Here is a 14422-nt window from a genome sequence, read left to right as displayed (position 1 = left end):
TCGCTCCTCTACATCCGGGTGTCAGCTGACGCCACGCGGCCTAATGCCGATCCAACTCCACGCCGGCAACGAGCGTTATCGCCGACTGGATCACCATGGCCCTTTGGAGTTCAGGAAATAGGTTTCGGGCTCGAAATATCCAAACAAAAACAGCGCCTTGTGGTCTTATTCGTGGATCGGGTTCTTGCGCCGCCGGTCTGATCAGGCGCCGCCGCTAAATTTGCTGAAGTTAACGGTGAGTGAACAGGTCTGAATCATGATGTCTTGCCGGCGTCGCGTCCTCGCTGGTTTCGAAGTTCGGTCAGAAACACGGTGCCGATATCGACGGCTCGCTGGGCGCTTTCCGCGTCGACATCTAGACCATGAGCCGCTTGATTCATGACGCGTACAGCGTCAAGGAGCGGGGTAGTGCTTTTAGGCGCGAGGCCGCGGCGATGCAGCTCGCCCAACATGTTGCCGAGCCCAGCGGGTGGTCTGACGGCAATGCCGTTCTCGCGCATGATGCGCTCGATCTCGATCCGAAGCTTAACGATTGACATGAGTGGAAACTCGCGCGCGAACTCCTCTACCGTCGGCAAATCCCGCGCAAGCTGCGGTGGAAGTGCGGGCGAGAGTTTGTGTTGGGCTACACCCATCGGCTTGCTGGTGTCGCGCAGCGCGTATTCTACAATCACCTTGTTACGCGCCTTACAGAGGATGATGCCGATCGTCGGCTGGTCATCCTTGTGTCGCAATTGGTCGTCGACAGCAGAGAGATAGAAATTCATCTTGCCTGCGAATTCGGGCTTGAAGTCCTCGATCTTTAATTCGATCACCACAAAGCAGCGCAGCCGCAGATGATAGAAGAGTAGGTCGAGGTAGTAGTCCTGGTCGCCCACCTCGAGATGATACTGGCTGCCGACAAAGGCGAACCCCTTGCCGAGTTCGAGAATCAGCGAACGCAGGTGTTCTATCAGCCCGCGTTCGAGGTCTCGCTCCAGCATTTCGGGGCCAAGTGAAAGAAAGTCGAAGCTGTAGGGATCCTTGAGGATCTCTTTAGCGAGCTCGGACCGCTCCGCCGGTAGAGTCCGCGAGAAGTTGGTAAGTGCGCTGCCTTGACGGGCGAACAGGTCACGATCGATCTGATTGATGAGGACGTTGCGGCTCCATCCGTGTTCGATGGCCTGTCGCGCGTACCAAGCACGTTGCTTCGGCGCCTTGACGGCATCTAGAAGGCGGACGTTATGGCCCCAAGGCAAAAGTGCAACAACCTGTTGCACAAATCCGCCATCCGGCCACGCCTCCGCCAAAGCGCGCATATATTTCAGGTTCCGGGCCGAAAGCCCGGTCATCTCAGGAAATGCGCGGCCAAGATCGTCAGCAAGGCGATCGATGATCTTGGCGCCCCATCCCTCCCTTTCCTGGCGCGCGAGAATATCACGTCCAATGTTCCAGTAGAGCAGGATCAGCTCACGGTTCACCGAAAGACCGGCACGGTGCCGCGCCTCCGCGATCTTCCTTTTAAGGTCACTAACGAACGCCGAATAGCTTCGCGTGTCAATTTCACTCGTCGGTTTGGCGCCTTTTCGGACTTTAAGGGATTTGGGAGGGCGCTTGATCATGCGGCCACCTTCAAGCGCTTCTTTGCCAGCATGGCGCGCACGAACTTGTTCCACTTTGCCATTCCCGCGCGCTTCTCGGGCATGTAATGCCAGCGATCATAGTTCTTGGAGCTGACGTCCTGGAGCGCATGATTTTGCAGGCGGTCTCGAATCTCTTTGGACACGCCGGCCTTGCCGGCCAACGTCTTGAAGGTTCGCCGGAGGTCCCGATTCGTTGCATAGGGGATCACGCCGCGGTCCCGTTGACGCCAAACGAAGCTATAGAGAGTACCGTGGCTCACGGGCTTGGATGGGTCCTTCGCTGAGGGAAAGAACCACCCGTACTTATTCGGCTTGATCGACCCAATCAGTTCGGCGGCGATCGACGGCACTGGAACGGCGTGCGGCTGAAGGTTCTTGGTCTTGGACCAATCGATGATTTTCTCCGGCGCATCCCATTGATCGACATGCAGGCGCGCGATTTCCTCGACGCGTTGACCGGTCAGCATGATGAGCTGCACAGCGCGGGGATAGGAAGGATGAACCGGCGTATCGGGGCATTCCAGCCAGCGATAGAGTTGCACGAACTCTTCCTCGTCGAGCCAGCGCGTGCCCTGAACCTTGGGTTCGGTCGGAATTTCCGAGGCCGGATTGAATGGGATACGGAACCGGCGCGGGGATGTGTTCCGATAATCGTTGTCGGATTTCATCCCCCAACTATAGGCCGCGTGGATGTAACATCGCACGTGATCGGCCATCGAGCGGGCGCCACGCTCGTAGATCGGCCGGATAAGTTCGACGATCTCTTCAGACTCGATCTCACGAGCCAGTCGGTTGCGCCCGAGCGTGCCAGCGATTTTGTTGAGGCCCTTCTCTGTCTCCTTCCAGGATGGTTTGCCGGCGCCCTTGAGCGACGCAACATAGCCCTCAAACAGATCAGCGATGGTACCGGGACGAGTATCCGTTGCAATCTTGATGCTGCGGCCTTTCTGGATCACATCGGCGTAGTCGCGCTTGAAGATATCGCGCGCCTGAGCCAAGGACGTCGACGGATAAGCGCCAAGCTTCTTTTTAGCGCGTTTGCCATCGCGCCATTGCTGCGCCATCCAGTCTGCGGTCACGCGCTTCGGCATCGGCTTGAGGACGAGGAGAAGTCGGCCGGTGCCGCGGCCTTCACCATCTGCGAGGTTTTCTTGTTTCCGGCTGAGTTCGACGCGCTTCAGCGCGTGTCGGATGGCGGTATCAGTCAGGCTTGGCATGGCGTTTCTTCTGTTCCGCAACTGGGATCGGTCGGGGAGAAACGGGGATCGTTTGCTGGGAGCGGAAGGCCGTTCGCTATCCCTCTAACGCTCCCAATTTGCCATAGCGGCCCCCAGTGCGCAATGTCGGGAATGCACTATTTTTATAGGTGTTTCAGAGGGATCGAGCGTGATCCAGCATGATCGAATAAGAGATAGTGGGGTGGTTGTGCACCATAACCGCGCCGAGCCGGCCGACGCCGCGCGCCAGAACTTTGAGGTTGCTGTCCTTCGAAATCGAAGCCGATACCCAGATCGGCTTCGCCACTGGCAACGGCGAGCTAGATCTCCGCTCCGGTATTGAACAGCGCCAGGTTGAGCTTGACCCTAGGATTGGCGGCGCCAAACTCCTTCACGTTGCTGGGAACGAGATTCGAGGCGAGGCCGCTTATCATCGCGACCGTGATCTCGCCCCGCCGCCGGCGCAACAGGATATGGATGCGACGATATCCGTAGCGCACGCGGATCTCGCAGATGCTTTTTGATCCTATGCTTGAGGTCGGCCTGGTCGCCGCGTTTCGACTTGTAGACGTACAGTGCACGATCGATACCTTCCAGTCGCTGCGCAACTTGTCGACAAGTTCGCGCTTGCGGCCAGGCCTCAGAGCTTTTTTGAGAGCACGTCCTGCAGCATGGCCTTGTCCAAAGACAGGTCGGCGACGATCCGCTTCAGCTTGGCGTTCTCTTCCTCGAGCTGACGCAGCCGCCTCATCTCGGACGGCATGAGTCCCGCATATTTCTTGCGCCAATCATAGAAGGTGGCGTCGCTGATCCCGGCCTTGCGGCAGACTTCGGCCACCGGCGCACCGTCTTCCGCCTGCTTCAAAACAAATGCGATTTGGGCCTCGCTGAACTTCGATGCTTCATGGAGCTCTCCTCGTCCCGACACGGGATCATAATTGGAAATTCCAGTTCAGACTGGCCTCATTTGGCGGGAGCAGGTCAACTGCACTTAGCAGGTGAGGTAAAGCTGAGCGCAATGCCGCGTGAGCAAGAGCGAATCATGGCGAGCGAAGCGGGCGCACGAGAGTCATCTGGCAGGAGCCAGATGGATGGCTGACAAGCGCTATCGACCACGTGCTGCATGGTGATGTCCATAGTCTAGACTGACGAAGGGCGTATGCGGCTTGCTCCGCGCTTGACCAAGCAGACCCGACAAGCATCCTGGTGGTCGATCGTGCTCGATTTCATCCCGTTCATGCCGCATTCGCAGCTTCCGCAGGCGCTTCATCACGCATGAAGGCAACAGCCAGCCCGACGCCGATGAGACCAATCAGGATGGACGCCACGGCCAGCGATGTGACTCCGCTGATCTCGACGAGGATGCCGCCGAGAAAAGCGCCGATGGCGATCCCTGCGAAGGTAGTCGAGCTGTTCATTGCCAGGACCAGCTTCGACCTATCCCCGGCTAGGCCGAGGAGCCGGTGCTGGATCGGCACCAGATACATGTAGCTGACGTTGCCCCAAAGGAAGGCGATGAGCACGGTGAGGGCACCATGGTGTCCAAATGCAACCAAACCTACGAGCAGGATTAGCTGTGCGCCTATGGCTGCGATGAGGACTTTATAGGGGCCGAAACGGTCAGTCAGAACGCCACACGCTGCGTTTCCCGTCACGGCTCCGAAACCGTAGGCAAAGAGCGCGGCCGAGAGCAGCGGAACCCCGGCAAGCAGAAAACCGGTGATGAAGACGCTCACATAGGAATAAACGATGAACTCGGAAACAACGACGAATAGTGTCACGGAAAGGATACCGTAGATGATTTTGGAGAATTCTTTGGAGGTCGGTTTTCCGCGCTCCGGCATCTTGGCAGGGATTCCAGACATCATCGGGGCGAAGATCATCAATGCGAGAAGCCCGGCAATGACGACGAAACCGAATGCGAAGCGCCAGCCGATAGCACCTGCGATCCAGCTGGTGGCCGGGACGCCAGCAACCTGTGAAACGGTCATGCCGCCGAAGATGAGGGACAACGCGAAACCTTTGCGGGTAGGCGGCAGGAGCTCGGCGGTTAGTGCGGTAGCCGCCGGGGTGAACATCGCCGCGCCGTAGGCCGAAATGACGCGACCAGCAGCAAGAATTAGGAAGTTCGGCGCGACCGCGCAGATCAGGTTACCGATGATGAAGATCGAAACGGACAGGATTTGGACATTGCGACGGCTCATGGCCTTGAACATCCAGGCATTCAGCGGCGCGAAGACAGCGTAGCAGAGTGCGTAGATCGAAATGATCCAGCCCGCCGCGCCGGTTGAAATCCCGAGGTCACGAGAGATCACATCGAGCGCCCCAATGATGACAAATGTGTCCAGGCCGATAGCGAAGGCGGCGATGGTCAGAGCGGCAATGACGAGTTTCGTTCGCGCGTCAGGAGGGGAGGAGGTCATGACGGTGCTCGTTCAGGTTCGTGTGTTCAAGGCAGCACGTCATGCAACTCAGGATAGGGGCTGGCGATGATCGTGTCGGAGTAGCGAGGGCGGGGACCGTACAATAGCCAGGTCGTCACCACCTCGCCAATCTCCTGCATGATCTCGAGCTTTTCGGGATGTTCGAGCGCCGATCTGCTGTAAGCAACGCCCGCATCATACACGCCTTCGAGGAGTTTTTTCTCTACAACCGGCTTTGTCGTTTCGAAAATCAGCTCATTCCAAGCATTCTTGTCGATATACCCCATCGTTGGCTCGGGGAGACCCAGCGACCGAGGCTCCTTTACGTCCTTGCGTTTGACGACCGCGATGCTCTGGGTGGGCAATATGAAGGTGTCGACGACCTGCAGACGGTCGCGGAATTTCTCGGTCACGAGATGGACATTCAGGTGCGCGCTGCATTGGAGGACATAGCTGTCGCCGCGATCTGCGGCCTCGGCCGCGGCAGCCACGAGATCGTCGACGAGTATGATGTCTTGCGGCTCGATCCCTTGGAACTCGAGATATTTCAAGGTCGCATGATGGTGACAGCTTCTCGCTGGGCCGAGCGTGTAGATGCGGACCATCAGGAGACGTCCATCTGCTCGTCTATGATCATGGCTTCGAGCTCGCAGGCTTCTCCTATGATCAGCGAATAAAGATCTTCAGTGAATTCCCTGCGCAGGCCGCGTTCCGCCCCAGTCTCGGCGCAACGCGCCTTTACCTCTGTAACGCGATCGGGTTGCATCATCGCGATCCCGCGTTCCTTCTTGTAGCGTGCAACCTCAGCGCAGACGGAAAGCCTCCGGCTGAGGATGTCCACCAGTTGTTTGTCCAGCTTGTTGATGATCTCCCGAAATGGAAGAAGGCCCGCGTCGGGGGTGAAGGTATCAGTCATGCATGGCTCCTGCCCATTTCCTGCATTCCAAGTCGCAGGCCGGCGGCTAGATGCTTGGCGCAGGCCGACAACGTGTCCAGCCGGTAGCCGCCCTCCTGTACGAAGCAGATCGGCTTGCCGATCGAGGCCAATGCCAGGCCGATCTCTCGGTAGATTTCTGGCGGAAGTGTCCAACCACCATGCGGATCTCCGACGACGATATCGAAACCCAAGCTGACAACCAGAACGTCCAGCGTGGCGGCCCAGTCGGATTCCAAGAGCCCGCGAAGCGCCGATGTGTATGCTGCCGGGCTCGGATCGGTCGGAAATTCAAGATACCTGTGGCTGCCGAGTGCTGGTTGAAGTTGCGGGATCCAGGGGAAATTGACGTCAGTCCGGGCGTGCAGGCTGGCGAAACCGATATCGGGGTGTGTGCTCAGCACATCGCTTGTTCCATTGCCAGGGTGGAAATCGAGGTCGAGGATCGCCAGCTTGCGGAAGCCCGATGCGCGCAGGCTCAGCGCCGCGACTCCGACGTTGTTCAGCAAACAATACCCACCCATGAAGCTGCGCCCAGCATGGTGCCCTGGCGGCCGACATAGTGCGTAACTTACTAGACTTCGCTTCGAGGCGATTGTGGTCGCGGCTGCGAAGCCGGTAGCGGCGGACAAAAGGGCGCGCTGATATATCCCCGCGTCGACGGATGTGTTTTGCGGCACACCGGGCGCGGTATATCTTCTAGCAAGCTCGGTGATCTCTGGCTCTTGTGGATGTGGCCCGAAGCGGAGTGCCTCAAGGTAGCCCGGATCATGAAGGCTGCCCAGGATCGATACGACCTCGTCCGTGACGGTCTCAGGGGTCGAGATAAATTGGACACCAGGCGAGCTTTCCAATCCGCTTCGGATCTCGTTGATTCGATCCCCCACTTCCCTTGAAGGCTTACTCGTCCCCGTCGCATCGGCGATAAGGCCCCCAGGGCTAGGTGAGACCGGCGTCGTGTGTACGGTTAGCCAGTTCACAGAAGCCTCCTTCGTCGCCGTTCTCCCGCCGATACGAAGCCCATGCTTTCATAGAATGCGACGAGCCTCTCGGCGCCGGAACGGTCGGTCGAGGGAAGAGACACTTCGACCATGGGCCAGCCCCGCACCCGCGCCTCGCCATCCAGGGCGGCCAGAAGCCGTCTCCCATTTTGAGCCGAGCGATAGCGGGGATCGACCCAGAGCTCCTGCAGGATGCCATAGTGGCCTGAAGCCCTTACTGCGGTGACCTGGGAGACGACAGCAATGCCGATCACTTCGGCTGCCGGCACATCCTCCATTATCAGGGCGAAGCCGAGCCGCGAATCCATCGCGATTTGCCCAGCAGCGCTGACCGCCGTCTGCCGGTCGAATTGCGGCCCCGGTCCTCCGAGCTCCGTGAGAAGCCTTCCCACGCATTGTGCAATCGTGTCCCTGTCCTGGAATGTCGCCAGACGGACACGATGTGCAGAATCGGGTACTGTTTCCGCGCCTGCATCATCGTCTGCGCCATCGATCGCCACGTCATGATCTGGGTTGCCTGTCATGGCCTCGGCAATCGCACGGATCGGCTGGCGCGCCTTGAGGAGAATCTCTTCGAACTCCGCCTTGGGGTCAGACAACGCGACGATGGCCCCGCCGCAACCGATACTCAGTTGGCGTCCCCGGCAGACGATCGTTCGGATGACGATATTCAGATCAAGCTGGCCGCACAGAGACAGATAACCGATCGCCCCCGAATAGATACCTCTCGGCGCTTGTTCCAGTTCATCGAGGAGTTTTAGGGTTCGAATCTTAGGTGCGCCCGTCATCGACCCGCCTGGAAAACACGCAGAAATGCAGGGGATGATATCGTCAGGCGACACCAGTTCGCCACGAATGGTGCTGACCAGCTGGTGTACGGTCTTGTAGCTTTCGATGTGCATGAGGCTTGGCACATGAACGCTTCCGGTGCGGCAGATGCGGCCGAGATCATTCCGCATCAGGTCCACGATCATGAGATTCTCGGCCCGGCTCTTTTCGTCCAGACGCAATTCTTCTGCGATCCGCTCATCTTCGGCTGGGACCTCATGTCGAGCCGCAGTGCCCTTAATGGGCTTGGTCTCGACAATGAGGTTGCGATCGATCTTGAGGAATCGCTCCGGGGACGAGCAGGCAACACAGAGATCTCCAAGTCTGAGGAAAGCCGAGTAAGGGGCCGGGTTTCTCCGCCTTAGGACCCGATACAGATCAAGCGGGTCGATCTCTGCCGCAACAGTAATCTCGTTTGTCAGGCAGACCTCGTAAGTCTCGCCGGCGCGGATCTCGGAAAGGCATCTTTCGATTTGTTCTAGGTACCGGGCTCGCCCCTGACGAAGCTTGAACTGAAGCGGAGCGCTTTTTGCGTTTGGTGACGATGGGGTAGTGCTGGGGGCTGCTTCGATGCGCCGAATGTCACGTTCGTTCTTGCTGATCCAAAGGGCGACCTCGTAAGCCAATGCGGCCTCGGCTTTGGGGTAGAGTGCGACGATATGGATGCTGCCATTCTCATGATCGAAGGCGAGGAATCTTGTGCAGAAGATGAAGGTTGCATCTGGACATTTAGAGGGTGGGGAGCTGACGCCGCAGGTGAGAGATTTCAGTTCGTAACCGAAATAGCCCACGTGGCCCCCTTTAAAGGGAATATCTGGCACGTCGCCCTCATCCTGCAGCTTGCAGGTGGCATGGTTATCGGCGAGGAACTTGAAAATCGATCCGGAGATGGTCAGTTGGGGCGCCTGGCCGTCGCGAGTAATCTCGATTTCCTGTCGAGACGCATCGTAGGATGCAAGATAGCTGCCCGGTCCGCCAAGCCCTCCTATGAACGACCAACGCGACAGCCCGGGCACCAGCATACTGCTGTCCAGCCAGAAAGCAGGCTGTGTACCCCGGAAGAGGTGCACGAATACATCCTCAGCGCTGGCTCTGCATGAGATCGTCGAACTTCTCGCGTCATACTTGGTCGTTTCGAAGGGAAAGTCGCTAAGGCGGGGCATGCCCAGCATGATCAGGCCACCTCCAGGCGCACAAGTGGGGACCGCGCTACCGATGGGGCGCATACATCGGAGAGGAAGTTAGCAAACATCTCTCGTCCGTATTGTGAGCAGATGGATTCCGGGTGAAACTGTATGCCGTAGTGCGGCAGGTGCCGATGCCGGAGTCCCATAATGACGCCATCCTCGCTCATGGCAGTGCATTTAAGACATTCCGGAAGCTCACCGGTCACTGCCAGCGAATGGTATCTTGTCACATCGAAGGAGCGGGGCAGCCCCAGGAACAGGTCCGTCCCGGAGGTTGTGATGGTGCGGATCCGGCCGTGGAGGGGCTCCGGCGCGCGGGAGACGGATGCGCCATGAAAATGGGCGATGGATTGATGCCCCAGGCATACTCCCAAGACCGGAACGGCGCTGCCGGCCAAAACATCCATCGTAGCGCCGACATCTTTTGGAGTATGAGGATTTCCCGGCCCCGGCGAGAGGATAATGCGATCATGGGGGATCTTGCGGATTTCTCTCCATGGCACGGTGTTATCGAGGACGATGGGGTCTCTACCATTCACCTCACCGATCATCTGGGCAATGTTGAATGTAAATGAGTCGAAGTTGTCGATTAGGATCACCGATCTCTCGGAGCCTGCCCCGTTTGCTGCCATATTTCTTTCCCGCCGCGAGTGGCCTAATCCCTTGCACAGTCATCATGGCTGGAGCGGCCTTAGTGCGCAGAATTCCTACCGGCGATGAGCGAGTGGAATCGATCAGGTCCGTTAGCGCCAACTTTTGGCACGCGACGCTCAGCCTAACGTTCATTAACCAGCCTAACGTTCATTAACCAAGAATTGCCATGTATCGTTCATCTCGATCAATCACCAGCGTTGGTAGTTGACCGGCGCGCAAAGCTTGGCATGTCGCTATAGAACGAGTGCAGGGTTGGGGCTCTTGGACGCTGATCGGGTTGGCTGCGTGGCTGTCGCATGCATTGTGCGGTTTGATTGCTGGGCCAGGTAGGCGAGCTCGCTGAGCATCATTAACTGCAACGCAGCGGGCCCGGATGATGAGACCTGCCAGGATGCGTTTCTGGTGCATCTAAGGGAGGGGTTTCTCGTCACTGACGCGCCGCCTCGTCGCCTCTGTCGACGGTGAAGATCACCTGCCCACCGCAATGAGCGATCTCCTGAAATTCCCGCCCTTCGCTCATGATCGCAGATCCCGCAGAATTACGAACGAAGCGCCCGTGCGAGCGTGTGGCGCTTCAATTCAACCTCGCACTATCAGTTCTCACTGCCGACTCGATGGAGTCGGAAGAGCTTGTCGAAGAAATCCGCAATTCTCGCCTCGGAGCCGTCGCCGACAACTTCGTTCGCACCGAGGCGGTATACCTCATATCCGGCAAGCCGCAATTCCCGGTCGGCCGACACCATGTCGGCGTAGACCTTCAGCGAGGGTTTGCCGTCCTCTGAGAAATGATGCTTGCTGTCGACCTCGATGACGATCCGCTGGCGGTCCGGGAGCAGCAACAGAAAGTCCATGCGTTGTCGTGGTAGAGGTAGGCGGTGGCGTAGCAATTTGACGATGGCGGGGTCGTAGTGAAGATAGACCTGCAGCAGCAACGCCGACAGATGATCTCCGAGGCTGGGCCTGTACTTCTTGAAATAGGTCGCGAACACGTTGTTTTCACCGTCAGACGACAACGATTGTCGAAGGCGCGCTCCTAAAGGCGACGCAAAACGGTTACATCGTGAGTGCCAAGCTCGAGATGAATTCAGCCGACGCCGCAGAGCTGCCGCCAGAAATCATCGCTCAGCGTCACGCGCTGACCGACAGCGTCAAGGCGGCATCACGCGCCGCTGCGGCGTGCCCATCGGTCGACTCGGATATTGAAAGTTCTGTTCGGAGGCGCGGAGTTCGGGAAGAACAACGAGATCGTGAAGGCCTTTACGAATGCGCTCCACGATCTCGAGCATGGGCTCGGGCCGAACAATGACATTGTAAGAAACCTTGATAACGCAAAACACGATCTTGAGCACGGGCCAGGCCCGAACAATGAAATAAGGAAGCTCGGCAGACGTCTGGGTTTGTAGCAAGAAGGGCGCGAATACATGGCCGATAAAAAGCCCAGACGACATGCTCCGCGAACAGTGGGGCAAGGCGTCGCGGCTTACGCTTTCAGGCACCGTTGCGCTATTTCTTCTGACGCGCGGCGCGAAGTCCGGAGCGGGCAAGATTCTCGAAATCCTCGGACTAGACTGGTCTTCGCTCAACGCTCATGCTGTTGCCCTTCTCGGTGTTCCCGTTGTCGCCACGCTTTGTGTCTGGTCGCTGTGGTGGGCGAAGGCTTTTGCGAGGCGACATACGGACGGGGCCTGGTTCGATAGGTGGCCACCAAATCCGATCTTCGACTGATATCGGATAAGGCCCGCACTGTCGCGATCTGGTCGTTGATCCTGTTCGTCGCGCTGCCCCTTCTCGGTTTGGCTATCCTCGAGGGAACATTTTTGCGCAGAAGTTTGTACTTTGCGATCGACGGCAACTTTAGCTGTCCTCAAAACTGCAAGGAGGAGGTCGGTGTATTGGCACATTTCTGGCCGGCGAATGGCCTCCCCGACGTTTCCAAGACGGCCTATCGTTACGACGGAAATCTCACCTACGTGCCGGTTTGGCAGCCCATATTGTGGTTGCTTTTCGGCATTGGAGCTTTGATCTATGCCGTGTCCTATTTGCGGCTAATCTTTGGAAACTCCGCTTCTCGCCAGCCGTCGGTCCAGATCCAGGAAGCGACGTCGTAGATCGTTCCGCTTCAAGTCTCCGGACCGGGATCTTCCTTCTTGCCGGTCGCGACGATCTTATGGGACGCTACGCCTCGTCCCACGGTTCCCGCATCCAGATGTCGCGTTCCTCTTCCGTCATCAGAATGACGGGCATTGCCTCGGGATGAACGCGCTTGACCTCGGCGTTCGGATCGCACGTGAAGAAGCCGAACACATCGATGGTAACTTTGCCTGCCCTTGCCTTTCGGACGCCCGTCCAATTTGTCCAGAGGCCGGCGAAGGCCAGAAGCGGGCGACCCTCTTCGCGTGGGATAGCGCACAGCACGGTGCTGATGATCTCTTTCGCAGAGCGTGATACGCACGCGACTTGGGTACGGCGGCACAGTGTCGCACCGCGGCAGCGACGCCAAGAGCGCTGGGTCCACTGGCAGGTACACTGGAACGCCTTCGATCAAAAATTGATGTAGTTTCAGCTGGATAGGCGAGGGTTCGATGCCGCCCCTGTGCTCCGCATCGGTACTCTGCTCCTTGCGGCGACGGGCCGCTTGGAGTCCTCCCTTCACATCGGAGCGACAGGTTCCTGTGTTCCTTGTCAAAGCCTGATCCGAGGTCACGCCGCCTTCATGCCGGACGCCGGTGGGGCAGTCAGCAGGCTCCCCCCAACCCTTGCTCGCGGGATAGACATCCTGATGCCGGTTTCGACGTCGATAGAACATGTTACGACACGTCATCAGCGGTTTACTTACGTTCGTCTCCTCGGACCTCACCTGACGGAGTTTCCTCCGCCTTTTCTTCCAACGCTCACCACCAGGGCTCTTTACCCTCGCAGCTCGGACTGGTTTGAAGTCTTCCCCTGCAGGCCGACCTCGGAGGGCCCTCCTCCATCTCTGACAAAGCTTCGTCAGGCTTCATGCCGAAGCCTGACTTCCACAGCACACGATGTCCTCATTGCTTGAGCGACCGCCACAGCCGCTCGATGAAGACGTTGTCCATCCAACGACCGCGGCCATCCATGGAGATCTTGATCCCTGCGCCCGCCAACGCGCCGGGTGAAGGCGCACTGGTGAACTGACTGCCCTGGTCGGAGATCGAGAAGCTGCACGCCAAGATCGGACAACTGACAGTCGAGCGCGATTTTTTAGCACGGAGGTCCGGAAGATGAGCACGCCGGACCGTCGAGGAATGCTCGATCGCGCCGACCCAGGCGCTGTCGATCCGCCGGCAATGCATGTTGCTTGGCATCGCGCGCTCTGGGGTCTACCGGCCGCCACGGCCGGCCAACGACAACGGCCTTGCCCTGATGCAGCGGATCGACGAGCTGTTCACCGCCTGGCCGTTCCTGGGCTCGCGGCGAATGACCACTATGCTGAAGGCTGAGGGGCTTCAGGTCAATCGCAAACGCGTGCAGCGCCTGATGCGCAAGATGGGCATCGCGGCGCTGGGACCGAAGCCGAACACGACGAAGCCGGCGCCGGGACCGGCCAAACCAGGTGTGGGCGGCCGACATCACGTATTTGCCCATCGGCCGTGGCTTTCTCTATCTCGTCGCCGTCATCGACTGGGCGAGCCGTGCGGTTCTGGCGTGGCGGTTGTCGAACACGATGGACGTCTCGTTCTGCGTGGCGGCTCTGGAAGAGGCGCTGGCGACGTACGGCACGCCGGAGATTTTCAACACCATCGTCATGTTGCGCAGCAGATAGGGATAGATCTTGTGGCCTCGCGTTCGCGCACGTCCTCGCTCTCCCGCCGGACACCCGCGTCAAAAGCTCGGGCCGCCTGGTCCAGCAGTTGCTTCTTCCAGGCATAGATCTGGTTCGCGTGAACCTCATGGCGCTGGCCAGATCGGCCACCGTCGCCTGCTCCCGCACGGCTTCCAGCGCGATCTTTGCCTTCAACGCCGCGTCGATCTTCCGTCGTGTCTTTTCGTCATCATGCCCTCCGTCTATCAAACGGAGCGGCCCTTTTCCAACTAAGCCTCTGGTCCTAAAATCGGGGTCCATTTCAATCATGGTTGCGGGAACACGTTCCAACGGCACCAGAGGTGATCTCTTCACTGACGGTCCGTGTCGTTGTGATGAGCCGTGTCCGGTTGAAGACGTGCATGTAGGACGTCCGACAGTAAGGCTGGCGCGTAGCCCGCCGCCTCAGTGCGAAGCACGAGGTTTTTGCCATTCTTTAAGCAACACTCGCACCACCCCTTTTGCGGCACACTGATTGCTAGGGACGCGGGGCAGAGCCGTTGGTTGCTGCGGATTTTGGAGGGCGGCAGCGACGCCCGCCAAGTCCGGATATAATGTAGGTTTTGCGATGAGCCGGATGAGGCGGTCCGACAGTCGACCTTCTGCCCCGCGCGGTCTCGAAAGACCGCGCTGGTCGGCTGCCTTCATTTCACTGGTTAGTACATGTGCTCTTTACTTATGCTGGAGTCGCCGGAATTCCGAGAAGCCCTAAGGCTACGAGAAGAGC

The 14422-nt window shown here is 58.6% G+C and carries 13 protein-coding genes and 3 pseudogenes; 2 read left to right on the top strand and 14 right to left on the bottom strand.

What is annotated here, in order from left to right; translation table 11 throughout:
• Positions 1 to 254 precede the first annotated feature (254 nt).
• The 12 genes and pseudogenes from IVB07_RS34585 to IVB07_RS34530 form a co-directional block, all read right to left on the bottom strand.
• A complete protein-coding gene (locus IVB07_RS34585; RefSeq protein ID WP_247294119.1) occupies positions 255 to 1655 on the bottom strand; it encodes a PDDEXK nuclease domain-containing protein in 1401 nt (466 codons plus the stop codon).
• Positions 1598 to 2839, bottom strand: coding sequence for a site-specific integrase (locus tag IVB07_RS34580; RefSeq protein ID WP_247294121.1), 1242 nt, complete (start codon positions 2837 to 2839; stop codon positions 1598 to 1600). The genes IVB07_RS34585 and IVB07_RS34580 overlap by 58 nt, the downstream gene beginning before the upstream one ends.
• Before the next feature lie 320 nt (positions 2840 to 3159).
• Positions 3160 to 3339 (bottom strand): hypothetical protein, encoded by a 180-nt coding sequence (locus IVB07_RS34575; RefSeq protein ID WP_018458975.1) that lies wholly within the window; start codon positions 3337 to 3339, stop codon positions 3160 to 3162.
• Positions 3340 to 3453: 114 nt separating this feature from the next.
• Positions 3454 to 3767: pseudogene (locus IVB07_RS34570) on the bottom strand (transposase); the annotation flags it as partial.
• 307 nt (positions 3768 to 4074) lie between these two features.
• On the bottom strand, positions 4075 to 5262 hold the full coding sequence (locus IVB07_RS34565) for an MFS transporter (protein ID WP_018458977.1): 1188 nt from the start codon (positions 5260 to 5262) through the stop codon (positions 4075 to 4077).
• Between the two features lie 26 nt (positions 5263 to 5288).
• Complete coding sequence (locus IVB07_RS34560; RefSeq protein WP_018458978.1) at positions 5289 to 5867, bottom strand: hypothetical protein; 579 nt, start codon at positions 5865 to 5867, stop codon at positions 5289 to 5291.
• Positions 5867 to 6178: a chorismate mutase gene (locus IVB07_RS34555; protein WP_018458979.1), complete on the bottom strand. Its 312-nt coding sequence runs from the start codon at positions 6176 to 6178 to the stop codon at positions 5867 to 5869. The genes IVB07_RS34560 and IVB07_RS34555 overlap by 1 nt, the downstream gene beginning before the upstream one ends.
• Positions 6175 to 7083 (bottom strand): hypothetical protein, encoded by a 909-nt coding sequence (locus IVB07_RS34550; protein ID WP_245288521.1) that lies wholly within the window; start codon positions 7081 to 7083, stop codon positions 6175 to 6177. The genes IVB07_RS34555 and IVB07_RS34550 overlap by 4 nt, the downstream gene beginning before the upstream one ends.
• A gap of 89 nt (positions 7084 to 7172) precedes the next feature.
• Positions 7173 to 9197, bottom strand: coding sequence for an aminodeoxychorismate synthase component I (pabB, locus tag IVB07_RS34545; protein ID WP_051113055.1), 2025 nt, complete (start codon positions 9195 to 9197; stop codon positions 7173 to 7175).
• A 2-nt stretch (positions 9198 to 9199) separates the two neighbouring features.
• The gene (locus IVB07_RS34540) at positions 9200 to 9811 is read right to left on the bottom strand and encodes an aminodeoxychorismate/anthranilate synthase component II (RefSeq protein ID WP_247294233.1); all 612 of its coding nucleotides are present in this window, start codon (positions 9809 to 9811) and stop codon (positions 9200 to 9202) included.
• A 648-nt stretch (positions 9812 to 10459) separates the two neighbouring features.
• Entirely contained in the window at positions 10460 to 10855 is a 396-nt protein-coding gene (locus IVB07_RS34535) for a hypothetical protein (RefSeq protein WP_245288520.1), read from the bottom strand.
• 159 nt (positions 10856 to 11014) lie between these two features.
• A complete protein-coding gene (locus tag IVB07_RS34530) occupies positions 11015 to 11410 on the bottom strand; it encodes a hypothetical protein (RefSeq protein WP_157643085.1) in 396 nt (131 codons plus the stop codon).
• A 153-nt stretch (positions 11411 to 11563) separates the two neighbouring features.
• On the opposite strand from IVB07_RS34530, the gene IVB07_RS34525 reads away from it, so the two are divergent.
• The gene (locus IVB07_RS34525; RefSeq protein ID WP_039800528.1) at positions 11564 to 11974 is read left to right on the top strand and encodes a hypothetical protein; all 411 of its coding nucleotides are present in this window, start codon (positions 11564 to 11566) and stop codon (positions 11972 to 11974) included.
• Between the two features lie 11 nt (positions 11975 to 11985).
• On the opposite strand, the pseudogene IVB07_RS34520 reads toward IVB07_RS34525, so the two are convergent.
• Positions 11986 to 12260: pseudogene (locus tag IVB07_RS34520) on the bottom strand (SOS response-associated peptidase family protein); the annotation flags it as partial.
• A gap of 647 nt (positions 12261 to 12907) precedes the next feature.
• Positions 12908 to 13051 (bottom strand): annotated as a pseudogene (locus tag IVB07_RS34515) (IS3 family transposase); the annotation flags it as partial.
• Positions 13052 to 13446: 395 nt separating this feature from the next.
• Between IVB07_RS34515 and IVB07_RS34510 the strand changes: the two are divergent.
• Complete coding sequence (locus IVB07_RS34510) at positions 13447 to 13656, top strand: DDE-type integrase/transposase/recombinase (protein ID WP_247401223.1); 210 nt, start codon at positions 13447 to 13449, stop codon at positions 13654 to 13656.
• Positions 13657 to 14422: the final 766 nt, after the last annotated feature.

The sequence above is a fragment of the Bradyrhizobium sp. 172 genome, from assembly GCF_023101065.1.
In the GTDB taxonomy this organism is placed as follows: domain Bacteria; phylum Pseudomonadota; class Alphaproteobacteria; order Rhizobiales; family Xanthobacteraceae; genus Bradyrhizobium; species Bradyrhizobium canariense_D.
Note: the sequence above shows the minus strand (reverse complement) of the source record. Positions and strands in the feature narration are given on the sequence as shown.